This is a genomic window from Paenibacillus algorifonticola (assembly GCF_000971975.1).
Lineage (GTDB): Bacteria > Bacillota > Bacilli > Paenibacillales > Paenibacillaceae > Pristimantibacillus > Pristimantibacillus algorifonticola.
Map to the genome: position 1 here is coordinate 131,135 of NZ_LAQO01000022.1, position 24,258 is coordinate 155,392.

Here is a 24,258-nt window from a genome sequence, read left to right on the forward strand (position 1 = left end):
GCAGGAGGCTGGAAAATGGATGTTTTGCGCTTTCCCATCGGTTTGTTTGAGCATGAGGGTGATATTTCGCGGCAGCAGCTAGATGGCTGGTTTGCCGACATTGAATCGGCTCCTGCGCGGCTTCGAGCTGCTGTATCCGATTTAAGTGCGGAGCAGCTGGATACGCCATACCGCCCAGATGGGTGGACGGTGAGACAGGTTGTGCATCATATAGCGGACAGCCATATGAACGCATATATGCGATATAAGCTGGCGCTAACCGAAGAAACGCCGACAATTCGTCCTTATTACGAGGAAAGATGGGCGGAGCTGAGTGACGGGCGCACAGGTCCTGTTGAGTTGTCTTTAGCGCTTCTTGATGCACTGCACAGCAGGTGGCTGCTGCTGCTTCGCTCGCTAAGCCGTGAGCAGTTGGAGCGTGCTTTTATTCATCCCGAATCCGGAAATACGATTCGTCTGAATTGGAATGCGGGCAATTATGCCTGGCATGGCAATCACCATATTGCCCATATTACCCGGCTGCGTGAGCGCATGGGCTGGACCATGATCTAGCATACAATCGGCGGAAAGACTATTTTTTTGACTTGTAATGAGGAGAGGGGATGTCAGTATGGATTTACAGCGTGTTTATTTGGATAGCATCCAATCACAGTTCCACTATTACAAAAAACTTGCTGAAAAAGCGATGAGTCAGGTCGAGCCGGAGCAGCTGTTTGCACAGCCTAAGGAGGATGTGAACAGCATTGGCACAATCGTCAAGCATATGTGCGGCAACATTTTGTCCAGATGGACGGATTTCCTGACAGCAGACGGCGAAAAGGATTGGCGGGACCGCGATGCCGAGTTTGAAAATGACTGGACGAATAAGGAAGAGCTGCTCGCGAGCTGGGATGAAGCGTGGGCTTGTTTTTTTCAGGCGATAGATTCGCTCCAGCCGGAGCAGCTTGGTCAAATTATTTATATACGCAATGAAGGGCACACCGTTCTGGAGGCGATCAACCGTCAGCTGGCGCATTATCCGTATCATATTGGGCAAATCGTTTACGCTGCAAAATGGTTGAAGGAAAACGAGTGGAACAGCCTGTCCGTGCCGAGAAACGGCTCGAAGCAATACAATGCCGGGAAATTTGCCAAAGAGAAAGCGATCAAGCATTTTACCGATGAGGAACTAAAGCGGTTGGATGGAGATGGGGAAACTCTTTGAGGGCTTGCTATACGCTGGTTATAATCTGCTTGCTGCTCACAAGCGCATGCAGCGGCGCGGATACGAATACTGGAAGTGTTGAGCCAGAAGCCGCTCCTATTTCGGCAAGCGCAGCGTCTAATATCTCGGGTCAGGATTATGCGGAAGGAGCGAGTCAGGTTGATTCGGAATTTCCAGTAACAAGCGCTGCGGATGACGAGGCTGAAGCCGCGGACTTTGAGTCACTCGTACCAGCCGGATGGAAAGTGCTGGAGATTTTTGATGGAGAACCTGAGCAGGCAGAAGCAGATTTGAACAACGATGGGCTAGTCGACATCGCCGCCGTGCTGGAGAAGGAAGATATTTCGCAAGAAGCGCCAGATCGCGCCATTATGATTGCTTTTGGACAGACGGACCATACGTACAAGCGGTCTGTTATTGCGGAGCAGGCGGTAATGAGGGCGAATGAAGGCGGGATTTACGGCGATCCGTTTGAAAGCCTGACGATTGAGAAGGGTGTTCTTGTTCTTCGTCATTTTGGCGGCAGCAATTCGAGATGGTACAATACGTATCGTTTTCGTTATCAGGATAACGATTGGTATTTAATAGGGGCGACAACGGGCTCTTATTTTACGGGCAATGAGCTTATGGATAATGCCGATGAAGACGATTATAATTTGCTGACAGGCGAGTTCGTGAAAAAAACATGGGATGAAGAGGCTGGCGAACAGGTGATTGAGAGAGGCAATCGCGGCAAGAAGGCGCTTGTGAAAATACAGGATTTTGATGTGCGGGCGGCAGAGCCGCAATATTAGGGTGAGTCGTTTACAAGACCGTCAAAGTGTGCTTTGACGGTTTTTTTCTGTTAAAGAGAGGGCGAAAGTTTCCGAAGGCGTTACATATGCCTATACCACGCAGTGACCTTCTGCATAGGCTGTTATCATTACTAAGAAACGAAGGAGCTTAATCCGGATGTCAAAAACCACTACAAAACCGGAATCGAATGAGCCTTCAGCCGATGATCTCGCCTTATGGTCTGCTGTTATATTAGTGGTTGGCGATCTTTTTGGGCTATTTGCCGTTCTGAAAGCCAGAGCGGAGAAAGATGATACCTCCTAACGAGGTCATGAACAATCTCGCCTTGTATGTATATGGCTGAAGGATATAATCATCTAGTGAGGAAGGGTTAATGATGGTTGATGAACAAAAAATAACCTCGGACGATCTGTTTAAAATTTCTGCTTCGTTGTCGTTGATTGGTGATGGCTTGGCCTTGCTTGCTCTAAAAAAAGCGGAAGAGGAAAGCAATAACCAGAAAGCGATATCCGCAGCCATAAATCGCCTGATCCGAAAACGTCCCTAGAGAGAGCGCGACAGGTGAACGCATACAGGAGGAAAGCCTGTTTAAGCAGGCTTTTGGTCGTTATTTGACGCTCTATAAAGGAAAAAGTAGTATACTCTCTCTTTCAAAGTTGAATTTGCTTGCGATTGTGAGCTTCTTTCTTTCATTGGGTCTGTATACAAGCATTCACCTTTTATAGGATCATTACATACTTATGCTGGCGTCATATTCCAATAGAGCGGACGAGGAAATGGCTGCTTGCTTTCAGCTCGATTATGAATTCAGTGCTCTCGGTACTTTACTCGTATAAAAGCTACTTAAAGCTGTCTAAACAGTTCTAAAAATAAACATGAAATAGCAGGGCAGACCGCCGTACGGTTTGGATCAAACGTCCAAATACAACTCGGCGGTTTTCTTTGAAATATAAGAATTTATAAGATTCACACTTATAATCGGCTTATATTTCACCCTCGAAACGGAAGCTTTACCGCCAGAGGACGGCAACAGCCGTTTACGCTTGAAATATAGGAAAGCATATGATTATTCCATCTATTCTCTATATTTCTACGCGAAACGGAAGCTTTGCCGCCAGAGGACGGCAACAGTCGTTTACGCTTGCGTGAGGCGAAATCTGTCGGATAAAGAAAACGGTTGTCGAAGAAAATTCAAATACCAAGTTGACAGATAGGGATTGATATGGTAGTTTTGGTCTAAGGTTTGAACCTTAATGTTTTCCTGTTGATTTGGAGGGGTCAAATGCAGTTCGAAAAAGTATCCGCTAAAAAAGTTAGCGATTTTATTTTGGAGCAGCTAGAGGAAGCGATTATCCTTAAAGATTTTCTAGCGGAGGAGCAGCTGCCAACGGAACGGGAGCTTGCAGCGGTGTTTAAGGCCAGCAGGCTTGCGGTCAGGGAGGCGTTATCCGAGCTTGAGGGCAAGGGGCTAATCGAGAAGCGGATCGGAGCCAAGGGCGGCACATTCGTTCTTCCTTTAACGATAAACTCGCATCAGAGAACGCGGGAGGAAGTGCGCGGCGGCTGGGATGATATGTTGAAAGTATTCGAATATCGCTCCATTATAGAGCCGGAGGCGGCCTACCTTACTGCTAAGCGGATAAGCACGGCAGAGCTCGAACTGCTGCGAGGTTTTATTGAAACGAGCATGGAAGAGGATTGCACGCGTGAAATTTTCCGTTCTCTGGACGTCAAATTTCACTTGTCGATTGCTAAAGCTTCCGGCAACGACTATTTCGAGAAGGCAGTCAGGAAGATTCGTACCAAAATTAATCCTGCACTGGATTTGATGCCCTATAACGAGAACGTCAGGCGGACAAGTTATGACAAGCATATGCTGCTGCTTGATGCGCTCCATGCCGGTGATGGAAACGGCGCGAAAGAAGCGATGCAGCAGCATATCGACGAAACCGTACATGCGATTTATGCGCGTGTCGTTGTCGAAGGAGACAGTTAACTGGTCAACCGGCACTGTAGGAGGGTGAAGATATTGAAATTAAATGAGCTTCTTGCTCTTGCAAATCAGCAGAAGGAACAACTAGTAGCATGGCGCAGAGACCTCCATCAATACCCTGAAACTGGATTTGAGGAAGTAAGAACTTCGGGAATCGTCGCTGAGCATTTGCGGCAGCTAGGCTTGGAGGTTCAGACGAATATTGGGAAAACAGGCGTTGTCGCACTGCTTCGCGGCGAAAAGCCCGGTCCCACAATTGCACTTCGGGCGGATATGGATGCATTGCCGATTGAGGATCTGAAGACCGTTCCTTACAAATCGAAAGTACCCGGTAAAGCACATCTATGCGGCCATGATGCTCATACGAGCATGCTTATGGGTGCGGCCCAGCTGCTTGCGGGTTTAGGCAAGCCAGCCAGCGGAAATATCAAATTTGTGTTTCAGCCCGCTGAAGAAGGGCTAGCCGGAGCGAAAGCGATGATGGACGACGGTGTGCTGCAAAACCCCGCTGTGGATGTAATGGCAGGGCTGCATGTCTTTCCTTCGCTGCCGACAGGCTCCATTTCCGTAACGAAGGGAGTCGCCTTCGCTTCAGCGGATAGCATAACGATCAAGGTGATCGGCAAAGGCGGACACGCTGCCCGTCCTCATGAAGGGGTAGATGCGATTACGGTAGCGGCACAGGTGATATCGGCCTTGCAGCATGTAGCGAGTCGTCTAGTTGATCCGCTTGAGCCCGTTGTCGTTACGATTGGCAAAATCAACGGAGGCTACATGGGGGCAGCGATTGCACCCGAAGTGGAGATGGTCGGCACAGTCAGGACACTGACACCAGCAGTTCGCGAGCGGATGCCGCAGCTGCTTGAGGACATCATTCGCGGCGTAACTTCATCGTTTGGGGCGGATTACGAATTGAACTACAAGATGGGTTATCCGGTTGTGCAAAACGATGATGGAATGGTTGATTTTCTTACCTCGACAAGCGAACAGCTATTGGACGGAAAAAAATGGATCTATGTAAAGCCGTCGATGGGCGGCGAGGACTTTGCCTTTTATTCCGAGGCTGTACCAAGTGTATTTTTCCGTTTGGGCGTTGGAAGTGGCGAGGAGTATACATCCTACCCGCTGCATCATCCGCAGTTTGATTTGGACGAAGCCGCTCTTCCTTACGGAGCTGCAATGTTATCGGCCCTTGCACTTAATTATTTGGCTGATCCGCAATCGTGAACGTGAACGAACAAACTAAAACGAATTTCAGGAGGTTGTGTGATTTGAAAAGATGGTATGTACAGGGCTTTGCAGTAATAATTGCGGTTATGCTGGTTGTTACAGGTTGCGGCAACGCCGCAGAGACGACGAATGAGACGCAAACGAATGGCGGGACGGCTAGCGCTCCAGCAGGCGGGGACAAAACAACTTTAACGATCGCTAACGCGACGGATATTGAAAGCTTTGATACTCATAACAACAACAATACGATGAGCGAAGCGGTTCTTGTCAATGTGTTTGATTATTTGCTGAAAAATGACGCGGAGCAAAACAAAGTGCCCGTGCTTGCCACTTCGTGGGAGCAGGTTAATGATACGACATGGAGATTGAAGCTGCGTGACGACGTCAAGTTCCACAATGGCGACCCTTTCACAGCAGCGGATGTAAAGTTCTCGCTTGAGCGTGTCGCAAAGGACAGCACGTTGAAGCAAAATACGTATTACAAGCATATTAAAGAAGTCAATATTATTGATGATTATACGGTTGACATTGTAACTGAAACGCCAGACCCTATTATGCTTAATCGTTTGTCCCGTATGGGAGCTGGCATTTTGCCTTCCAAATATATTGAGGAAAACGGCATCGAAGCTTTCTTGAAAGCTCCGGTAGGCACAGGCCCTTATAAATTTTCCAAATGGACGAAGGATGACCGCATTGAGCTGGTGAAAAATGCCGATTATTTCGGTGGAACGCCGAAATGGGAAAATGTTGTTTTCCGCTCCATTCCTGAAGCGTCGACTCGGGTTTCCGAGCTGCTGACAGGCGGAGTTGATATTGCCGCTGGCGTTCCATCAACGGACATTGCGCGTATTGATGGTGTCGATGGCCTAAGTGTAGAACAGGCGAAAATTCAGCGTGTGCTTCATATCATTATGCGTATGACGGAAGGCTCGATTACCGCCGATCCAAAGGTCCGCGAAGCGATTGAACTCGCAATTGACAATCAGGTTATTATTGACAGCATAGCTGGCGGTGCAGGAATTCCGACTAGAACTTCGGTTACTCCTGGAAACTTCGGTTCAGATCCGAGCTTGTATGATACGTTTGTGTACGACCAAGAGCGTGCGAGAGCATTATTGAAGGAAGCTGGTTATGAAAATGGCGCGAAAGTGTCGTTCTCATCCGCCGTTCAATATAAAGAAGTGGCTGAGGTCGTAGCCGCGATGCTTACGGATGTAGGCTTTGAAGTCAATCTGGAAATTTTGGAAGCTAGCAGCTTCAGCGAGAAGCTGAACTCGAAGAAATTTAACGAGCTGTTCCTGCTTGGCGTAGGGAATTCCTTATTTGATGCTTCGAACAATTATAACCGCTTCAAGAAAGAAAATGCAGCTGGCGAGACAGATTATAATAATCCAGAAGTAGAAGAGCTGCTGCAATCGGCGCTGCAAAATATGGATTTAGCCGATCGCGAGAAGCAATACCAGAAGGTTCAGCAGCAATTTACAGTGGACCGTCCTACCATTTATTTGTATCAAATGAAAGGCATTTACGGCATCGGAGCAGGTATCGGCTACACGCCAAGGCTCGATGAAATGTATTATGCGGAAGACATCACGCTGAAATAGCATCAACCATAAAGGAGGGAATAGCGTTCTATTCCCTTCCTTTTGCTTTAATCCATTACAGGGAGAGGGGCCGTTCAGTGGGCAAATACATTGTTAAATCTTTGCTGCAAATGGTGCCGGTTCTATTTCTCATTTCCGCCATCGTTTTTGTGCTTGTGCATGTTACAGGTGACCCGGTCAATCTGATGCTGCCGGAAACGGCTACAGAGGAAGACCGGGCTGTTCTGTCAAAGGCGCTTGGGCTGGACCGGCCGCTATATATTCAATTCGGCCTATTTCTCTATAATGCTGTCCAGGGAGATTTCGGACATTCCTTCCATTACGGACAATCAGCTTTGCCGCTTGTGCTGGAAAGGCTGCCTGCCAGTTTCCAGCTTGCTGGAGCGGGAATGCTGATTGCAACGCTGCTGGCCATTCCGCTGGGCATTATTTCGGCGCTGAAGCGCAACACTTATTTGGATCTATTTATTTCAGGTCTATCTGCGCTTGGTAAAGGGATGCCGAATTTTTGGACGGGCATTATGCTGATTTTATTATTTTCGGTTATATTGGGCATTTTCCCGGTTTCCGGAAAGGGCGGGCCGGAGCATCTTGTTCTTCCGGCCATAACGCTTGGAGCTGGCATTGCGGCGCAAATGACGAGGCTCATTCGGGCAAGCATGCTGGAGATTTTGAATCAGGAATACATCCGTACGGCGAGAAGCAAGGGGCTGCTGGAGACCATCGTCATTTTCAAGCATGCGCTGCGCAATGGACTTATTCCGGTCGTTACGATTATGGGCCTGCAATTTACAAGCCTGATTGGCGGGACGCTCGTAACCGAAACCGTGTTCTCATGGCCGGGTCTTGGGCAACTGCTGGTGTCGGCCGTAAATACGCATGATATGTCGATTGTACAGGCGGCCGTATTCGTCATTGCCATCATCGTATTGGCTGTGAATTTATTAACGGATATTGTATACCGATATCTGGACCCGCGCATTAAATACAGTTAAAGCCAGAGGTGAGGCAGATGTCGTTATTATCCAAATCGCAAGCGGATGGCTTGTCGGGAAAGCAGCCTGAGGAAACGGAAGGCAAATGGCGGCACGGCATGAAGTCGCTTTTGAAAAGCAAGACAGGCACACTTGGCATTTTGATCGTACTCGTCGTGTGCATCATTGCCATCGGCGCGCCGTTATTTGCCACCCATGAGCCGGCGAAGATCAGCCCGGCGCAGAGGCTGCTTCCGCCGATGTGGCTGGAGGGGGGCGCTCCTGACCATTTGCTGGGGACGGACAATTTGGGCAGGGATATTTGGAGCCGAATTGTTTATGGCTCGCAAGTATCTTTAATTGTCGGAATCGGAGCCGTCCTGCTGTCAGGTGCAATCGGGGCGTTGCTAGGCTTGCTTGCAGGCTTTTATGGCAAATGGGTAAACGCCATTATTATGAGGGTCGCCGATGCGTTTATCGCTATTCCGGCTATTTTGTTTATGCTCGTTGTGCTCGCCGTACTTGGACCGGGACTTGGAACGCTAATCTTCGTTATTGGGGTCACCAACTGGGTCTCCTATGCGCGGGTTGTCCGCGGGGAAGTGCTCAGTGTGAAGGAACGGGATTTTGTGAAAGCTGCGAGAGCGTTAGGCGCACGTAATGGCCGAATTATTTTTACCCATATTTTGCCGAATGTACTGTCATCCTTCATCATTATTTCCACGATGAGCGTGGCAACGACGATTATTATGGAAGCGTCACTTAGCTTTCTAGGGCTTGGAATTAAGCCGCCTGCTGTTTCCTGGGGCGGGATGCTGAGCGATGGACGCCAATATTTGGCTACAAGCTGGTGGGTTGCTACTTTTCCGGGACTTGCCATTACGATTACGGTTCTAGGCGTTATCTTTTTCGGAGATTGGCTTCGCGATATGCTGGACCCTCGCATGAAATCGAAGGAATAAGAAGGGAAATGAGGGAGCAATATGCCGACACCTTTGCTGGAAGTTAAAAATTTGCATACGAGCTTTAAAACAGATAAAGGCGTGATTCCTTCCGTGAACGGTGTAAGCTTCTCCGTCGAAGAGGGGGAAACGCTTGCGATTGTAGGGGAATCCGGCTGCGGCAAAAGCGTCACGTCGCTTTCCATTATGGGGCTCATCGCTTCTCCCGGTGCTATAACAGGCGGGGAAATTACATTCCAAGGGCGCGATCTGGTGAAGCTCTCTCGCAAGGAGCTGCGGAAGCTTCGCGGCAACGAAATGTCGATGATTTTTCAAGAGCCAATGACGTCGCTTAATCCTGTGTTTACGATTGGCAATCAGCTAGCGGAAGTATTTCGCATCCATCAAGGCGCAAGCAAAGCGGAGGCCAGGCAGAAAAGTGTGGACATGCTTCAGCGCGTAGGTATCGCCAATGCTTCCAAGCTGGTTGGCCAATTTCCTCATCAGCTGTCTGGAGGGATGCGGCAGCGGGTCATGATCGCGATGGCGCTCGCCTGTGAGCCTAAGCTGCTCATTGCCGATGAGCCGACAACAGCGCTGGATGTGACCATCCAGGCGCAAATATTAGATTTAATTTCAACGCTCAGCAAGGATCAGCATACGGGCGTTATTTTAATTACGCATGATTTAGGCATTGTAGCGGAGATGGCGGATCGGGTCGTCGTTATGTATGCAGGGGAAGTCGTCGAAGAAGCATCAGTCGCCGATTTGTTCGCTGCTCCGAAGCATCCTTATACGGTCGGTCTGCTCGGTTCTTTGCCAAGAATGGACGAACAGAGGGACCAGCTCGCATCGATACCCGGCATGGTGCCCAATTTGCTGGATATGCCAAGCGGCTGCCCGTTTCACCCCCGCTGCTCCTATGCGGGCAGCGAATGTACCGTTATCAAGCCACAGCTTGAGCAAGTGGGCAAAGGTCATTATGCAAGATGCCTGAAAAGCGAGGAGGTGTCATTATGAGCGGGAGCGACTTTAATCCTTCCCCCCTTTTGGAAGTGAAGGATTTGCGCAAGCATTATGCTTTGAAACGGGGATGGTTCGCCCGCAGCAACGAATATGTCCGCGCTGTAGATGGCTTGAGCTTTGCGATCAATCAAGGCGAAACGCTGGGTATCGTCGGCGAGTCTGGCTGCGGCAAATCAACAACGGGCGAGATGGTAGCGCAGCTGCTTGAGCCGTCGTCTGGCGAGATTTGGTTTGAAGGCAGGCGTCTTACGGGAATGAATGAGCAGGACATCCGGCATGTAAGGCGGGAGCTGCAAATTATTTTTCAAGACCCCTATGCTTCGCTGAATCCGAGAATGACCATTAAGGATATTGTCGGTGAGCCGCTCAAAATTCATGGTCTGGCGAAAGGGCGCGAGCTGCAAAGCGAGGTTGTAGAGCTGCTGGAGACAGTAGGACTTGGTGCGCATCAGCTGGACCGCTATCCTCATGAGTTCAGCGGCGGGCAGCGCCAGCGAATCGGTATCGCTAGGGCGCTGGCGCTTAAGCCGAAGCTGATTGTTTGTGATGAGCCGGTATCGGCACTGGATGTATCCATTCAAGCACAAATTTTAAATTTGCTGAAATCGCTGCAGCAGAAATTTTCGCTCACTTATATTTTTATCGCCCACGGCTTGCCTTCCGTCAAGCATGTTAGCGACCGCATTGCGGTCATGTATTTGGGGCGGATTGTCGAGCTTGCGGACCGTGACGACTTGTTCGCGGGACCGAAGCATCCGTACACGCAGGCTTTGCTGTCGGCTGTTCCCGTGCCTGATCCGACGTTTCGCAAGGAGCGTATCGTCTTGTCTGGGGAATTGCCGAGCGCCGTTAATCCGCCGACTGGCTGTGCCTTTCATCCTCGCTGTCCTTATGTGCAGCCTATATGCAAAATAGAAGCCCCTGCCTTGAAGCCTTCCGGCTCCCGGCACATGGCGGCCTGTCATTTTCCGCTGAACTAGACTAAAGCTAAGATCAAGAGGAGGCGCTTATATGCCCGAGCCTAAACGCTTAATCGAGCCTGAGGATTTATACCGTTACAGCTGGATCAGCGATCCGTCTATTCATCCGGTCACTTCTTCAGTAGCTTATGTGTACAAAGAAATAGATCAGGACAAAAACGATTATAAGACGCATATTCGCGTCGTTTCGATAGATGGCAAAGAGGATGCTCCATTAACCGATGGCTCCAAGGATTTTGCCCCGAGCTGGTCGCCTGACGGCCTGAAGCTTGGCTTTTTGCGGGTAAACGAAAACGGCAAGCAGGTGTGGCTGGCAGATGTGAGTGACGGCACTGTTGTCCAGCTTACATCGACAAAGCAAGGGGTCGCCGCTTTCGTCTGGTCACCGGATGGGAACACAATCGCCTATACGAGCCGAATGAGCGAGGAAGAATCGCAGGAAAAACTCACGCAGGACGAAATCCGCAAGCAGGAAGGCCGCCGTGGCCGAAGCTATGAGCGGACGATTCCGAAAGCCGAAGGATCAGGCTGGTGGGACGGGAGATACAGCCAGCTTTTTCGGGTTGAGGTAATGAGCGGAAAAGTGACCCAGCTTACGTCAGGTACGTTTAATGTATCCCAGCCTGTGTGGACGGGGGATGGGAGCAAGCTTGCTTTTTTAAGCAAAAAAATAGAGGATCCCAGGCTGGACCCAGATTTAATCTCCTATCAGGATTTGTTTACGGTCAGCGCAGCTGGCGGGGAGCTTTGCCGGATTACGGCTGCTTCACTTAATATCAGCCAGTTCAGCTATTCGCCGGATGGCAGCACCATTGCCCTCATTGCCGAAGACCGCAAGTATGGCAGCGGCACTCAAAGCAACGTCTATACGGTGCCGAGTACCGGGGGAACTCCTGTCGCATGGCGGGAGACGGATGTTCAGGTAGGCAATTATATTTTGAACGACATGCGCACAGCTGCTGTTATGCCCGGTCCGTCGTTTGCTGCTGATGAAACGAGTGTATTTGCCATAGGTACTTATCATGGACAAGCCCAGCTTTATCGGTTCAGGGATGGAGGAGAACCAGAGGCGGTTTCGTCGGGAGAACGCGACATTTACCAGTTTGCAGAAACGGGAGATTCCCGCTACTTCATTGTGTTATCTATGGATGCTCATGGATCGGGCGAGCTTTACCGATTGGATCGGCTTAGCGGGGAAGAGCTGCGATTGACATCTTGGAATAAGGCGGCAATGGAGGAGCTGGAAATCAGCTTTCCTGAGGCATTCTGGTTCGATTCCACGGATGGCGACCGCATCCAGGGATGGATGATGCGACCGCAAGCGCTCCCTCAGGGCGGAAAGGCACCGCTGGTGCTCGTCATTCACGGCGGCCCGCATGCGATGTACGCTCCAACCTATAGTCATGAGCTGCAAACATTGGCTTCTGCTGGATACGCAGTTCTCTATATAAATCCACGCGGCAGCTTCGGTTATGGACAGAGCTTCGCGCAGAGCTGCCGAGGTGATTTCGGCGGCGGGGACTACCGTAATTTAATGGACGCCGTTGATGCGGCGCTTGAACGATTTGATTATATCGATGCCGAGCGCTTGGGAGTGATGGGAGGCAGCTACGGAGGGTTAATGACCAACTGGATCATTTCTCATAATAACCGTTTCCGTGCCGCCGTGTCACAGCGCTGTATTTCGAATTGGCTTTCTTTCTACGGGACGAGCGATATCGGCATTTCCTATACAGAAGGCATCGTGGGAGGGAACCCTTGGGAGCAGCAGGCATTGCTATTGGAAAAATCGCCGCTCACCTATGTGAGCCAAGTGGAGGCCCCAGTGCTCATTATGCACGGTGAACAGGATTTTCGCTGCCCGGTCGGGCAATCTGACGAGTGGTACACCGCCCTTAAGCGGTTAGGCAAGCAAGCGATGCTCATTCGTTATCCAGGCTCCAATCATGCGTTCCTCAAAAGCGGAAAACCTTCCTATCGCGTGGAGGCACTTCGCGAAGTGAATGCTTGGCTGGATAAGCATCTTGCCGCAGCTGGGGGAACAGGAGGAATGCCAGATGAAGCATAGAATGCAATTGCCGCTGCCGCTCGCTTTGCTAGTTGAGAACTGCCGGACTAGCGGCGAATCGGATGCGCATATTGCGGCTTGTATACGAAGCAAGGATTTCTCATCCATTATCGAAAGAACGGCTGAGCCTTCAATGGCATTCGTAGAGCGGGTCCAGCTTGCTGAGGAGCTGCATATCGATTTGGAGGAAGCTTTCCGCAGCGGCTATGAATTCGGTTTTTTGCATTTGAATGGTTTGAAGAAGCTGCTTCGTTTCCGCTTCAGCCTTCAAGCGGAGCGGGATTATAGAAGCATGGACGATGGAGTGCGAGGTTTTGTGCTGGATGAGCACGCGGCAAAAGAGCTGCAAGCCCTTATTCATCGGCAGTGGCAGGTAGTTCAAGACAGGGAAGCTGATGAAAGTGGGAGAAGCTTGTTTTCCATTCATTTAAAGCGGGAAAGTAGTTTTTGAGGTGTGGAGGGAAGGGCAGCCGGCGGGCTGCCTTTTTCTATGGGGTGCGTTAGTCGCGCCCTGCCTCATATAGCTTCTGCGCAAGCATGAGCGGCTCGGTTTTTGCGGTAGACAGATGGTCGCCATGCCCTTTAATAAGCCGGAATAAGCCCAGTCTGCCGGACATATGGGGATGCCAGCCATACATTTGATTATCTTGTGGCATGACGTTATCTTCCGTGAGGTACAGATAGCTTCTGGGGGTAGTCAGGCTGTAAAATTTTTTGAGGTCCAGCCTTTCATAAGATGGTCCGGCGGGCTCTGGGGAAATTTGGCTGTACATATGTTTGGCTAGACCCAGGCTTGCAAGATTAACGAAGGCTTCCCGAAAAAAAGGAAAAGGCAGCATAATCGTATCATCCTTAGAGCTTTCTCTCAGCTGTTGAAAAAGGGCCTGGGCAGCGGGCGGGAACTCGTCCGCGACCATTTCCCCGTCATTCAGCACGAAGGCGTTGAAAAATACGAGCCGTTTCAGGCGGTCCGGAACAAGCTCCGCCACTTTTTGAACTAAGGAACCGCCAAAGCTATGTCCCACTAGGACAATATGCCGCAAGTGATGGGCAATAATGAAATCTGCGATCGAACGAGATAACATCGCGTGGGTTACCGCTTTGTTCGGATCCTTGCCATGTCCGGGATACTCTGGCGTGTACACGATATGGCCCATTTTCCGCAATTCGGCGGCGGTTTCGTCCCAAAAGCTGGCATCCGCCCAAGCGCCGTGGATGAGAACAAAGGTAAGCGGCTGCTGTGATTCCGCGGGCTGTATTTTCATATGCATGGCGGCATGATGAGGCTGGGCTTGCCAGCCCTTCATCGGATACGTGCGATAGTGATGGTGATTATGGCTTGCATAAGTAGCATGCATCTTCATATTCCTCTCAAACTAAGATGCTCCACTATATGCCCAGATTTGTGAATAGGTTAATGGTCAGCAAGATAAGCTGCCTATAATAACGTTCCTAGCCAGCCTGCTACTTGGCCCGCGCCGTAATGTGCATATGAATATCGGCGATCATTAGCTTATATTCTTCATTCGCCACTAGAGAGGCTACATAACGCTCCCATTCTTCAATCGTTGCTGCGCCCAAAATGACTTTGATTTTAAATTGCACCAGCTTGCTGTTTAGATCGGCATATTTCCCTTGATTCCAAAAGCTGTTAAGCTGTGGCAAAGTCGTGTCAGCATATGAGGTTTTGCTCCACTCGGAAACTGCTGCCTCGTAAGCGCTCTGTAAGTTGGCAGGCAACGCTGCCACACTCTGATTGCCTTTCAGCATATCGGTTTGTCCGAACAAATGATTGATGGCAGAATAGTCAGCGGCACCAAGCTCGGCAATTGCACCCCATTCGTTTTTCTCCGTCATTTCATAGCCGCGATTCAGCCAGTTCAACATAAGCTCAGGATCGGTCCTCGACATTCTGCTAATGATGTACATCCCATTTCCCTCCAGCTTCCATGGAGCAATCATTGGACTCGATGTAGTAGCCTGAATGCCTGAGAGTGGCACCCACACCGCTTGTCCGGTAGAAAGCTGAGCTGCTTCGGTGACGCTCATGGCAGCAAGGCCTGTGAGATTTTCGCTCAGGCGGACTTTCGTCTGTTCCCCGGTTCTAACTGCAAATTCTTTGTCCACCAGCCCATCGCGATAAGCGCGGGCAAGCCATTTCAGTGCCAGTGCCTGTTCAGGCTGGACGGCATGATCAATCAGCTTGCCCTCTTTTATGGAGAAACGGTCAGGGCTTTCTGTAAAAGCATGCTCGACCCAGGACAACGTTCCTAGTCCGGCGTCATACGTATATCCGGATAATCCGATTGTGTCCTGTTTGCCATTGCCATCCGGATCGCTAAACGTAAATTGCTTCAATACCTCATATAGTTCATCCATCGTTTTGGGCTGCGCCAAATTCAGCTTATCCAGCCAATCCTGCCTAATGGCGGGAAAAGGGGCGTCATGATGATCGCCGGGGCGGGCAATGCCATAAAGCTTGCCATCAATGACTCGGCCTCCCCAAGCGTTATTGCCGCTAAGTGCCTTTAAACGTGGAAAAGCTTCCAGCTGCTTCGTCAAATCAACCGCCAGGCTCTCCAGCAGCTCATCGTTGTACTGATACGGATCTTCCAGCAGCATAATGGAAGCGGGCTGGCCTGCAGCAAACATGACGGCCGTTTTTTGCTTATACAATTCAGGATCAGCCAATTGCAGGCGCACATCGACATTCATATTTTCCTGCATATATTTGAGCAGCGGCGTAGGCGGAGCTACCGTACCGTCATTTGGCCGCGTCATCACGCTAAACTGTGGAAGAGCTTGCGGATCGCTCACAAATGCCGTTCGATTGAAGGCGTCCCAGGTGACGCTCAGTCCGGATGCCTCCGCAACGAGCCTCAGCGGCAGCCAGATCATTTTTTGATCCAGGTAGGGCGCGGTTTTCAAAGGGCTAAGCGGTTTGCCGCCAAGTTCAGCTTCCTTGCGATCCGCCCAAAATACGAGCCTGGGCTTGCTCGGGTGCTCAGCTGTCAGCTGCTTTCCGGCTGCGTGCCAGGTGATCGTGTAGCCGAGGCCCTCCAGAACCGCTTTTCCGGGAACCATGATCGTTCCATCTAGCATTTTCGGAGGCAGGGGAAGGCTGACAGGCGTATTTTGAAAAGAGACGGAAACATGCGATCGCGCCGTATTATTTTCAGAAGCGGTATCGTCCGTCCATGGGCTGGACATGTTAGCAGAAGCGTCAGAGACAGCGGTGAATGCGGTTACAGCAACGACTAGCGTCAGGCCAGCAAGCTTGGTTATGTGAAGTAAACGTCGGTTCATTAGTCGTCCTCACTTTCATTATAAATAATGGCAATAACTACTAGACGTAATTTAGGGCGAAAGGTTACAGTTTTATACGAATGATTGGTGATAAAAGCTAATAAAATCGGTTGGAATCCCGTCCAATAAAATTTATAATGGGAAGGGACAAGGCAAGTGCCTCTAAACATGTAGGAGGAAATGAATAATGGAAAGAGCGAAGGAGCTATTCCTTCTGCATCTCGGCAGCTTTATGAGCATGCGCCGGGAAAGCGTCTATGAAGCGTACAAGCAGTTCGAGATTGATAGGGAAGTAGAGCTCGAATGGTATAACGAATGTATAGACAGCTGCACAAAGCAATTATCGATTCGGGACTGGGATGCGGCGGCTTCGCTGCTAGCCATTGTGAAGGTACACAGTGATGAGCGAATTATAAAAAATGTGGTTGCTTTCATTACGAAGCAATTAATGAGTGCGGACAGCATCGTCAAGCTGATGTATGCGGAGCATGTGATTGAAATGATTAAGGCGATACGTCAAACGATTTCCGATTCCGTCCGATTTGAGGCTTATGAAGCAGCGCTGCATTTGCTGGAGGATATTATGAAAAAGCCGCTAGTCATTGATCCGGGGCATGAGTTGTCCCTTTTTAAGCTGAGAGACAAGAGATCGCTAAACAATCGTGCGCAAATCAGCATAGACACCATCAAGAACGATGGCTACTGGAAGGAATAACAGCTTTAAGGCAAGTATGAATGAAAAATAACACGAATTCATAATTCGGCTCAACTTTGGGGGAATCACATTGAAATTCAGACCTTGTATTGATATGCATGATGGAAAAGTGAAGCAAATCGTTGGCGAGACGCTCAGTACGGACAAGCAGGCGGTCGTGGAAAATTTCGTCTCCAGCCATCAATCCGTTTATTATGCCGAAATGTTCAAGAAGGACCAGCTCGTTGGCGGTCATGTCATTATGCTGGGCGGCGGCAACGAGGAGGAAGCCATTCGCGCGCTTCAGGCGTATCCGGGCGGTTTGCAAATTGGCGGGGGCATAAATGCAGGCAATGCACAGCACTACCTCGCGCAAGGCGCCTCGCATGTCATTGTGACCTCTTACATTTTCAGTAATGGGCAGCTTAATCGAGACAACTTGGAGACGATCGTCGCTGAGGTTGGCAAAGACCGATTAGTGATTGATTTGAGCTGTAAAGAGCGTGATGGCAAGTGGTATGTGGTGACGAACCAATGGACGCAGTTCAGTGATTTTGAAGTGAATGAGGCTAATATTCGTATGCTTGAGCAGTTTTGCGATGAGTTTCTCATTCATGCCGTTGATGTTGAAGGCAAGCAGAGCGGCATCCAGCAAAGTTTGGTGAAAGCGTTGGCGGAATGGGTTACGATCCCTTGTACTTATGCGGGTGGCGCTCGTTCGCTGGCTGACTTAGAACTATTCCATAGCCTCTCTGGCGGGAAGCTGGATATTACGATCGGCAGCGCTTTGGATATTTACGGCGGCGCATTGCCTTACGAGCAGGTTGTTGCTTATTGCCTAGCGATATAAGTTGAATGAAAGAAAGCGATAGGGCCGGGGAGGAACGGAGAGAAAGGTTGGAACTGGAGAGAGCCACAGCTATCCGTAGGAAAGCCGCTTCGTAAGCATGTGCTCAGCGTCCGCCTAAAGCTTACCGCAGGAAAGCATCATCGTAAGCTTGGGCTATTGTTTTCAGATTTCATCCTCAGTGAGGAATAGAATCAAGAAATCAGAAAACAACAGCGGCCGGAGGTCCAGCCTTTCTCGCAGTGACGACCATCGACATCATGCTTATCAATCGTTCAACTTATTTAATATGCGATCAACGACAAGAGGAGAATGAAAATGTGCCGAAATATTAAGCCTTTGTTTAACTTTGACCCTCCAGCGACGGAATACGAAATTATGGCGGCTTCGCTGCAATTTGTACGCAAAATATCCGGCTATAACGCACCATCGAAAGCGAATGAGGAAGCTTTTCGGATCGCTGTTGCAGAAGTGGCGGCTGCGGCGGGAAAGCTGATGGGATCGCTAGTGACGAATGCAGAGCCGCGCAATCGCGAAATAGAGATGGAGCGTGCCCGCGCCAAATCAGCCAAACGGTTTGGCACAGGCAACGAATAAAAGCATAAATCAACAGGAGATGGGGGGATGGAGCTTGTGCCTCTATCTCCTTTTTTTATGATAATGGAAGGAGCTGTGGATTCTCGTATGAAATGGAAGGTTGTCGCTTATGGGAATAGCTATTCTTGCGCAAAAGCTTTTAAAGCTTGTGGAACGGCCGTAGGTTAGCAGCATTTGAGATCATCTGTAAAGATGATTATAATGAAAGTAAGTTCGCGATTGTTTTACAAATGTGCTTTATACACTTATCCAAATGAAAAGGGGAATTTTACATATGAATCCTACACAGCAGCAATTAGAAAATTACGCGGCTTTGGCCGTCAGAACGGGCGTCAATGTCCAAAAAGGGCAGACGGTTGTGCTCATGACACCGATAGTAGCGGCTCCGCTGGCACGGCTGATTGCCGCGAAGGCTTATGAAGCAGGAGCCAAGCATGTACAAGTGGAGTATAACGATGAGGAGCTTACTCGCATTAAGTACAAAATGGCGCCGGAAGAGGCGTTCGGCGAATACCCAATGTGGCGCGCTAAGGCGTGGGAAGGGTATGTGGAGCAAGGAGCGGCATTTATCACCATTTATTCGCCGAATCCAGAGTTGCTGAATGGTGTAGATTCCAATCGGGTGGCGACAGCAACGAAAGCCGCTTCGACAGCGCTCAGCGGCTATCGCGGTGCATTGATGAACCATTCGAACGCATGGACGCTCATTTCTTATGCGACGCCGGAGTGGGCAGCTAAAGTATTCCCGGATGTATCGCCAGAGGAAGCGGTGCAGAAGCTGTGGGAGAGAATTATTGAGGCGACACGCATCGGTCTGGAAAACCCGATTCAGGCTTGGAGCGAGCATAATGCCAAGCTGCTGCAAGTGGTGGAGCTGCTTAATGGCAAGCGTTATCGTCAGCTGCGCTATCAGGCGCCGGGTACAGACTTAACGATAGATTTGCCAGAAGGCCATATTTGGCTAGGCGGGGCAAAGGCGAATGCTAAAGGCGTGCTGTTCAATCCGAATTTGCCGACCGAGGAAGTATTTACGATGCCGCATAAGGATGGCGTGAATGGAACGGTTCGCAGCACAAAGCCGTTAAATTATAATGGTCAGGTTATCGACGGCTTCTCCTTAACGTTCAAGGATGGAAAGGTGACGGAGTATTCGGCTGAGCAGGGCTATGAAGCGTTATCGCATTTGGTGGGAACGGATGAAGGGGCAGCGAAGCTCGGTGAAGTTGCGCTCGTGCCACACAACTCGCCAATTTCCAACTCGAATGTCATTTTCTTTAATACCCTTTATGATGAAAATGCTTCCTGTCATTTGGCGCTGGGGCAGGCATATCCGGTTAATCTCGCCGGGGGTACGGCCATGTCGCCAGAGGAGCTGCTTGCACATGGGGCGAATCGCAGCCTCGTGCATGAAGATTTTATGATCGGATCAGCTGAGATGAACATTGACGGCATCACGCAGGATGGATCAGCGGAGCCGATTTTCCGAAGCGGCAACTGGGCGATCTAATATCGCTGTGATGATCAAGCTTTATTTTGAGAAGTAGCCTCTTGACTTGCTTCATCATTTCAGTTAATGTAATGGAAATTATAAGGTTTCAACTATAAATATAGTGCAATAGCGTTGACCAAGAAAGAAGTGCACGAGCATCGCCGTCCAGAGAAGAAACCCAGAGGCTGAAAGGTTTCTCGCCGCGAACGAGCCTTTTCCTGCCTTGCGAGCTGTGACGGGAATTCAACCGTCGCCGGCACATGCCGTTATCGTGCTTGAGGAGCGCAAGGCTTGCTGTTTGCTTTGCGGTCAAACTAGGGTGGTATCACGACACATTCGTCCCTGACGATGTGTCTTTTTTGTTTTTTTATACGAAATGATGGTCGAAAAAGGGGAGTGCGGCTCATGCGCCAAAGTCAATTATTGCTTCATACATTACGGGATTCACCTGCGGATGCCGAGGTGATAAGCCATCAGCTTATGCTGCGTGCCGGGTACATTCGCCAGCTGGCTGCGGGAATTTATACGTATATGCCCCTTGGAAGGCTTGTGCTGCGCAAGGTGGAGCAAATTGTGCGGGAGGAGATGGACCGGGCAGACGCTCAGGAGCTGCTTATGCCTGCGATGCAGCCGGCTGATTTATGGCGGGAATCCGGGCGCTAAACTGTCTACGGCCCAGAGCTGATTCGATTGAAGGACCGCCACGAGCGGGAATTTGCATTAGGGCCAACGCATGAGGAGGTCATTACTTCCTTGGTGCGGAATGAAATCAGCTCGTACCGGAGGCTGCCAGTCACCCTGTATCAAATTCAAACGAAGTTCCGGGACGAGCGCCGTCCACGCTTCGGCCTGCTGCGCAGCCGGGAATTTCTAATGAAGGATGCTTATTCCTTTGATGCGGACTGGGAGGGACTGGACGCTTCTTATTGGAAAATGTATCGGGCTTACGAACGGATTTTCAGCCGCTGTGGCGTTAATTTCCGTGCAGTGGAGGCTGATGAAGGAGCCATCGGCGGAGAAGGCGGGACGCATGAATTTATGGCGCTCGCGGATATCGGTGAAGATACGATTGCGGTGTGCGACAGCTGTTCCTATGCTGCCAATTTAGAAAAGGCGGAGTCTGCGGCAGCGACGTTTGAGGTGAAGCAAGAGGGCGAGGCCATCAATAACGAGCAGCCAGTGGAAAAATTTCATACGCCAAATATGAAGACCATAGATGAATTGGTTCAGGCACTGGACGTTAAAGCAGCAGATATCATCAAGACGCTGATTTGTCTCGTTGATGATCGCTTGGTTGCAGTTCTTGTTCGTGGCGATCATGAAATGAACGATATTAAAGTGAAAAATGCGCTTGGTGCCGAAAATGCAGCTATCGCCGATGCCGATACCATTCAACGGCTGACAGGCGCGCCTGTAGGTTTTATTGGCCCGATCGGTCTCGATCTTCCATTGTTGGTTGACGATGCGGTTATGAAAATGACGACTGCTATCGCAGGTGCAAATGAACTGGATTACCACCATCGTCACATCGTTCCTGCACGGGATTTGACTCCTCTGCATATTGGCGACTTCCGCAATGCGGCAGAAGGGGATGGTTGTCTGCGCTGCGGCGAAGGAAAGCTGCAATTTTTCCGGGGCATTGAGGTGGGGCATGTGTTCAAGCTGGGCACCAAATACAGCGAAAAGCTGGGCGCTGCTTTTCTCGATCAAGCAGGCAAAAGCATGCCAATGATTATGGGCTGTTATGGAATTGGCGTATCGCGAATTTTATCGGCTACGGTAGAACAGCATCATGATGCGGCAGGTATGGTGTGGCCACTTGCACTTGCTCCGTATCACGTACATCTGATTCCGATATCTGCGAAGGATGAAACGCATATGAAGGTAGCCCAGCAGCTTTACAAGGAGCTGCAGAGCAGCGGAGTGGAAGTATTGCTGGATGACCGGGAAGAGCGGCCGGGCATTAAATTCAAGGATGCGGATCTGATCGGCATTCCGCTGCGAATCGTTATTGGCAAAGATGCGGAGCAGGGAAAGGTCGAATTTGTTCAGCGCCTCGGCAATCAGAAGGAGCTAATCACGATCGAAGAGGCCGGCGTGCGCATACGCCAAATTTTATCTGGGGAATAGACAGCTAGGGCTTTCTGCGGTTACAACTAACTTGTGCAGCTGTATGTATTGTTTATCCAACTATAAGTTGCGGTATAGGAAGAGCATTCTCGCCTCAGAGGATGCTCTTTTTATGTCACTTAAAAACAAAGTGATGCGAAAAAATACGTTTAAACCATTTCCTATCAGTAAAAATGTTTCAAAATGCAACTAAATAATCGTTTTTTATGAAATTTTCGAAATAACTGTTGCTAAAAAGCTCATATTGTTTTACACTCACTAATGTAAACGCTTCGCATTATACGGATGACAAGTTTAGGAGGATACGAGATGCCACTAGCAATTGAGGGAATTTATCCCGCATTATTGACTCCTTTTACAAAAGATGAAGAGGTAAATGAGACTGCATTAAAGCAGCTAGTAAATCGATTGATTGTTGCAAAAGTAAACGGTATCTTCGCATTAGGAACGAATGGGGAATTTCATGTTCTGTCCCGCGAGGAAAAATTAAACATAACCAAAATGGTTGTTGAGGAAACGGCAGGCCGCGTTCCGGTCATGGTGGGCAGTGGCGGAAACAGCACGCGCGAGGTCATTGAGCTTTCGCAAGCGATGGAAAAGCTTGGTGTCGATGCGCTGTCGGTCATAACGCCTTATTTTATCCCGCCGACTCAGGAGGAAGCCGAGGAGCATTACCGTAAAGTGGCCGAGGCCGTATCGATTCCGGTCGTGCTGTACAATATCCCATCCAAAACAGGATTTTCCCTGGCACCTGAAACGGTGGGACGTTTGGCTAAAATGCCGAATATCGTCGGCATTAAGGACAGCAGTGGAGATTTTAGCAACATTGAGCAATATATTGCGCATACGCGCGGCGAGCATTTTTCCGTTATTGCGGGCACCGATTCGCTCATTCTGAAAACGCTTCAAGCTGGTGGAACCGGTGCTGTCGCTGCAACGGCGAATTTGCTCCCGGAAACGGTTGTTGCGATTTATAACAGCTGGAAAGCCGGAGATTACGAAAAAGCACAGGCGGCGCAGCAAGCTTTACAGCCGTTGCGCGATACTTTTGGCTTAACGAGCATCCCTGCGTCATTGAAAAAAGCAGTCGAGCTATCGGGAATTCCGGTCGGTCCCGCAAGAGCACCGATTCAAGAGCCGACAGGCGAGGTACTCAAGCAGATTGAAGCAGCCGTTCAATTTTATAAAACGAATCAGGAGGGATAACGAATGCTGAGTGTTTATCAATTTCAGACAGCAGACCGCATCATTGCCGGAGCAAACACATTGTCGCAGCTGAAAGAGCATTTGCATGCCATTCATCCTCACATTCAGCGCGCTTTGATTGTTACGCAGCCAACGGTTAGGCGTAGGGGCTTCTCGGGCGTAATTGAGCAGCAGTTAACGGAGAAGGGCATCGCCTTTGATGTATGCACGGCGATTTTGCCGGAGCCGACGGTGCAAAATATAGAAGAAACGTTCGCGGCATATAGCGGGAATCGCTATGAAATCATTATCGGCCTGGGCGGCGGCAGCGTCCTGGATGCGGCCAAAATTTTATCGGTGCTCATGACGAATGAGCAAAAAATCGCCGACATGCTTGGCACGAATGCAGTTGCTAAGCCAGGAGTTGCCACCGTATTAATTCCGACGACATCTGGTACAGGCTCAGAAGTGACGCCGAACGCGATTGTGACGTTTCCCGATCAGGAGCTGAAAATCGGAATTGTCAGTCCCTACCTGCTGCCGAAGCTCGTTATTCTTGATCCGGTGTTGACGCTGGGCTTGCCGAAGCCGATAACGGCTGCAACCGGCATGGATGCGTTCACGCATGCACTGGAGTCCTTTATTTCGAACAAAGCCAATTATTTCAGCGACATGTTCGCTTTAGAGTCGATTCGCCTGATCTCGGCGAGCATCGTTGAAGCTTATGAGAATGGCTCCTCGATTGAGGCGCGTGAGAAAATGCTGCTTGGCTCAACATATGGCGGGATGGCACTTACGGCGGCGGGAACAGCGGCTGTTCATGCATTGGCCTATCCGCTTGGCGGCAAATATGGCATTCCGCATGGCGTAGCCAATTCTATGCTGCTGCCGAGTGTGATGGAATTTAATATGGATCATTGTGTAGATCGGCTCAATCTCGTTGCTGGGCCAATGGCCATTGAGACAGCTGGACTTACACCAGAGGAAGTAGCCCAGCGTGTCATCGCGAAAATTCGCGAGTGGACGGAGAAGCTGAACATTCCGCAGGATCTAACCGCATATGGCGTGCAGGAGGAAAATGTTGAGGCATTAGCGCAATCCGCTTCGCAGGTTACCAGACTGTTAAACAATAACCCGAAAGTGCTGAGCCTGGACGATATGAAAATGATTTATCGCAACCTGATAGTGAAGTAAA

22 protein-coding genes and 1 pseudogene are annotated in these 24,258 nt (G+C 49.9%); 21 read left to right on the top strand and 2 right to left on the bottom strand.

Annotated elements, in window-relative coordinates; translation table 11 throughout:
- Window positions 1-15: 15 nt before the first annotated feature.
- From WH37_RS24330 to WH37_RS24385, 14 genes are all read left to right on the top strand, one after another.
- Window positions 16-552 carry a YfiT family bacillithiol transferase gene (locus tag WH37_RS24330; RefSeq protein WP_046233220.1) on the top strand — a complete coding sequence of 179 codons (537 nt, stop codon included), beginning with the start codon at window positions 16-18 and terminating at the stop codon, window positions 550-552.
- A 58-nt stretch (window positions 553-610) separates the two neighbouring features.
- Window positions 611-1,204, top strand: coding sequence for a DUF1572 family protein (locus WH37_RS24335; RefSeq protein WP_046233221.1), 594 nt, complete (start codon window positions 611-613; stop codon window positions 1,202-1,204).
- On the top strand, window positions 1,201-1,998 hold the full coding sequence (locus WH37_RS24340; protein WP_046233222.1) for a hypothetical protein: 798 nt from the start codon (window positions 1,201-1,203) through the stop codon (window positions 1,996-1,998). Before WH37_RS24335 ends, WH37_RS24340 begins: the two co-directional genes overlap by 4 nt.
- Window positions 1,999-2,155: 157 nt before the next feature.
- Complete coding sequence (locus tag WH37_RS35710) at window positions 2,156-2,302, top strand: hypothetical protein (RefSeq protein ID WP_156182355.1); 147 nt, start codon at window positions 2,156-2,158, stop codon at window positions 2,300-2,302.
- Between the two features lie 70 nt (window positions 2,303-2,372).
- Complete coding sequence (locus WH37_RS35715; protein ID WP_156182357.1) at window positions 2,373-2,546, top strand: hypothetical protein; 174 nt, start codon at window positions 2,373-2,375, stop codon at window positions 2,544-2,546.
- A 735-nt stretch (window positions 2,547-3,281) separates the two neighbouring features.
- Entirely contained in the window at window positions 3,282-3,995 is a 714-nt protein-coding gene (locus WH37_RS24345; RefSeq protein WP_046233223.1) for a FadR/GntR family transcriptional regulator, read from the top strand.
- A gap of 33 nt (window positions 3,996-4,028) precedes the next feature.
- Window positions 4,029-5,219 carry a M20 metallopeptidase family protein gene (locus tag WH37_RS24350; RefSeq protein WP_046233224.1) on the top strand — a complete coding sequence of 397 codons (1,191 nt, stop codon included), beginning with the start codon at window positions 4,029-4,031 and terminating at the stop codon, window positions 5,217-5,219.
- Window positions 5,220-5,308: 89 nt separating this feature from the next.
- Window positions 5,309-6,826 (top strand): ABC transporter substrate-binding protein, encoded by a 1,518-nt coding sequence (locus WH37_RS24355; RefSeq protein ID WP_074904657.1) that lies wholly within the window; start codon window positions 5,309-5,311, stop codon window positions 6,824-6,826.
- Between the two features lie 77 nt (window positions 6,827-6,903).
- The gene (locus WH37_RS24360) at window positions 6,904-7,821 is read left to right on the top strand and encodes an ABC transporter permease (RefSeq protein ID WP_143088373.1); all 918 of its coding nucleotides are present in this window, start codon (window positions 6,904-6,906) and stop codon (window positions 7,819-7,821) included.
- A gap of 17 nt (window positions 7,822-7,838) precedes the next feature.
- Window positions 7,839-8,762: an ABC transporter permease gene (locus WH37_RS24365; RefSeq protein WP_046233226.1), complete on the top strand. Its 924-nt coding sequence runs from the start codon at window positions 7,839-7,841 to the stop codon at window positions 8,760-8,762.
- A 21-nt stretch (window positions 8,763-8,783) separates the two neighbouring features.
- Window positions 8,784-9,761: an ABC transporter ATP-binding protein gene (locus tag WH37_RS24370; RefSeq protein ID WP_046233227.1), complete on the top strand. Its 978-nt coding sequence runs from the start codon at window positions 8,784-8,786 to the stop codon at window positions 9,759-9,761.
- Complete coding sequence (locus WH37_RS24375) at window positions 9,758-10,747, top strand: ABC transporter ATP-binding protein (RefSeq protein WP_046233228.1); 990 nt, start codon at window positions 9,758-9,760, stop codon at window positions 10,745-10,747. The genes WH37_RS24370 and WH37_RS24375 overlap by 4 nt, the downstream gene beginning before the upstream one ends.
- Window positions 10,748-10,778: 31 nt before the next feature.
- Window positions 10,779-12,815: a S9 family peptidase gene (locus tag WH37_RS24380; RefSeq protein WP_046233229.1), complete on the top strand. Its 2,037-nt coding sequence runs from the start codon at window positions 10,779-10,781 to the stop codon at window positions 12,813-12,815.
- Entirely contained in the window at window positions 12,805-13,266 is a 462-nt protein-coding gene (locus tag WH37_RS24385; RefSeq protein ID WP_046233230.1) for a hypothetical protein, read from the top strand. The genes WH37_RS24380 and WH37_RS24385 overlap by 11 nt, the downstream gene beginning before the upstream one ends.
- 49 nt (window positions 13,267-13,315) lie before the next feature.
- Here the strand turns inward: WH37_RS24385 and WH37_RS24390 are convergent, their stop codons facing one another.
- Together WH37_RS24390 and WH37_RS24395 are read right to left on the bottom strand one after the other, a co-directional pair.
- Window positions 13,316-14,173, bottom strand: coding sequence for an alpha/beta fold hydrolase (locus tag WH37_RS24390; RefSeq protein ID WP_331458074.1), 858 nt, complete (start codon window positions 14,171-14,173; stop codon window positions 13,316-13,318).
- Window positions 14,174-14,279: 106 nt separating this feature from the next.
- On the bottom strand, window positions 14,280-16,121 hold the full coding sequence (locus tag WH37_RS24395) for an extracellular solute-binding protein (protein WP_046233231.1): 1,842 nt from the start codon (window positions 16,119-16,121) through the stop codon (window positions 14,280-14,282).
- A 187-nt stretch (window positions 16,122-16,308) separates the two neighbouring features.
- Here WH37_RS24395 and WH37_RS24400 point away from each other — a divergent pair, with 187 nt between their 5' ends.
- From WH37_RS24400 to WH37_RS24430, 7 genes and pseudogenes are all read left to right on the top strand, one after another.
- Window positions 16,309-16,836, top strand: a complete 528-nt coding sequence (locus WH37_RS24400) for a hypothetical protein (RefSeq protein ID WP_046233232.1) — start codon at window positions 16,309-16,311, stop codon at window positions 16,834-16,836.
- A gap of 70 nt (window positions 16,837-16,906) precedes the next feature.
- Window positions 16,907-17,665, top strand: a complete 759-nt coding sequence (gene hisA, locus WH37_RS24405; RefSeq protein ID WP_046233233.1) for a phosphoribosylformimino-5-aminoimidazole carboxamide ribotide isomerase — start codon at window positions 16,907-16,909, stop codon at window positions 17,663-17,665.
- A 315-nt stretch (window positions 17,666-17,980) separates the two neighbouring features.
- Entirely contained in the window at window positions 17,981-18,259 is a 279-nt protein-coding gene (locus WH37_RS24410) for a DUF2277 domain-containing protein (RefSeq protein ID WP_046233234.1), read from the top strand.
- A 274-nt stretch (window positions 18,260-18,533) separates the two neighbouring features.
- On the top strand, window positions 18,534-19,766 hold the full coding sequence (locus tag WH37_RS24415; RefSeq protein ID WP_046233235.1) for an aminopeptidase: 1,233 nt from the start codon (window positions 18,534-18,536) through the stop codon (window positions 19,764-19,766).
- Window positions 19,767-20,153: 387 nt separating this feature from the next.
- Window positions 20,154-21,878: pseudogene (locus tag WH37_RS24420) on the top strand (proline--tRNA ligase).
- A 309-nt stretch (window positions 21,879-22,187) separates the two neighbouring features.
- The gene (dapA, locus tag WH37_RS24425; protein ID WP_046233236.1) at window positions 22,188-23,084 is read left to right on the top strand and encodes a 4-hydroxy-tetrahydrodipicolinate synthase; all 897 of its coding nucleotides are present in this window, start codon (window positions 22,188-22,190) and stop codon (window positions 23,082-23,084) included.
- A 3-nt stretch (window positions 23,085-23,087) separates the two neighbouring features.
- Window positions 23,088-24,257: an iron-containing alcohol dehydrogenase gene (locus tag WH37_RS24430; RefSeq protein WP_046233237.1), complete on the top strand. Its 1,170-nt coding sequence runs from the start codon at window positions 23,088-23,090 to the stop codon at window positions 24,255-24,257.
- Window position 24,258: the final 1 nt, after the last annotated feature.

What these genes read in the sequence shown, in the direction of transcription:
- WH37_RS24330 (WP_046233220.1), top strand. Translation starts at nt 16, where the DNA reads ATGGATGTTTTGCGCTTTCCCATCGGTTTGTTTGAGCATGAGGGTGAT.
- WH37_RS24335 (WP_046233221.1), top strand. Translation starts at nt 611, where the DNA reads ATGGATTTACAGCGTGTTTATTTGGATAGCATCCAATCACAGTTCCAC.
- WH37_RS35710 (WP_156182355.1), top strand. Translation starts at nt 2,156, where the DNA reads ATGTCAAAAACCACTACAAAACCGGAATCGAATGAGCCTTCAGCCGAT.
- WH37_RS35715 (WP_156182357.1), top strand. Translation starts at nt 2,373, where the DNA reads ATGATGGTTGATGAACAAAAAATAACCTCGGACGATCTGTTTAAAATT.
- WH37_RS24345 (WP_046233223.1), top strand. Translation starts at nt 3,282, where the DNA reads ATGCAGTTCGAAAAAGTATCCGCTAAAAAAGTTAGCGATTTTATTTTG.
- WH37_RS24355 (WP_074904657.1), top strand. Translation starts at nt 5,309, where the DNA reads ATGCTGGTTGTTACAGGTTGCGGCAACGCCGCAGAGACGACGAATGAG.
- WH37_RS24365 (WP_046233226.1), top strand. Translation starts at nt 7,839, where the DNA reads ATGTCGTTATTATCCAAATCGCAAGCGGATGGCTTGTCGGGAAAGCAG.
- WH37_RS24370 (WP_046233227.1), top strand. Translation starts at nt 8,784, where the DNA reads ATGCCGACACCTTTGCTGGAAGTTAAAAATTTGCATACGAGCTTTAAA.
- WH37_RS24375 (WP_046233228.1), top strand. Translation starts at nt 9,758, where the DNA reads ATGAGCGGGAGCGACTTTAATCCTTCCCCCCTTTTGGAAGTGAAGGAT.
- WH37_RS24380 (WP_046233229.1), top strand. Translation starts at nt 10,779, where the DNA reads ATGCCCGAGCCTAAACGCTTAATCGAGCCTGAGGATTTATACCGTTAC.
- WH37_RS24385 (WP_046233230.1), top strand. Translation starts at nt 12,805, where the DNA reads ATGAAGCATAGAATGCAATTGCCGCTGCCGCTCGCTTTGCTAGTTGAG.
- WH37_RS24390 (WP_331458074.1), bottom strand. Translation starts at nt 14,173, where the DNA reads ATGCATGCTACTTATGCAAGCCATAATCACCATCACTATCGCACGTAT.
- WH37_RS24395 (WP_046233231.1), bottom strand. Translation starts at nt 16,121, where the DNA reads ATGAACCGACGTTTACTTCACATAACCAAGCTTGCTGGCCTGACGCTA.
- WH37_RS24400 (WP_046233232.1), top strand. Translation starts at nt 16,309, where the DNA reads ATGGAAAGAGCGAAGGAGCTATTCCTTCTGCATCTCGGCAGCTTTATG.
- WH37_RS24410 (WP_046233234.1), top strand. Translation starts at nt 17,981, where the DNA reads ATGTGCCGAAATATTAAGCCTTTGTTTAACTTTGACCCTCCAGCGACG.
- WH37_RS24415 (WP_046233235.1), top strand. Translation starts at nt 18,534, where the DNA reads ATGAATCCTACACAGCAGCAATTAGAAAATTACGCGGCTTTGGCCGTC.
- dapA (WP_046233236.1), top strand. Translation starts at nt 22,188, where the DNA reads ATGCCACTAGCAATTGAGGGAATTTATCCCGCATTATTGACTCCTTTT.
- WH37_RS24430 (WP_046233237.1), top strand. Translation starts at nt 23,088, where the DNA reads ATGCTGAGTGTTTATCAATTTCAGACAGCAGACCGCATCATTGCCGGA.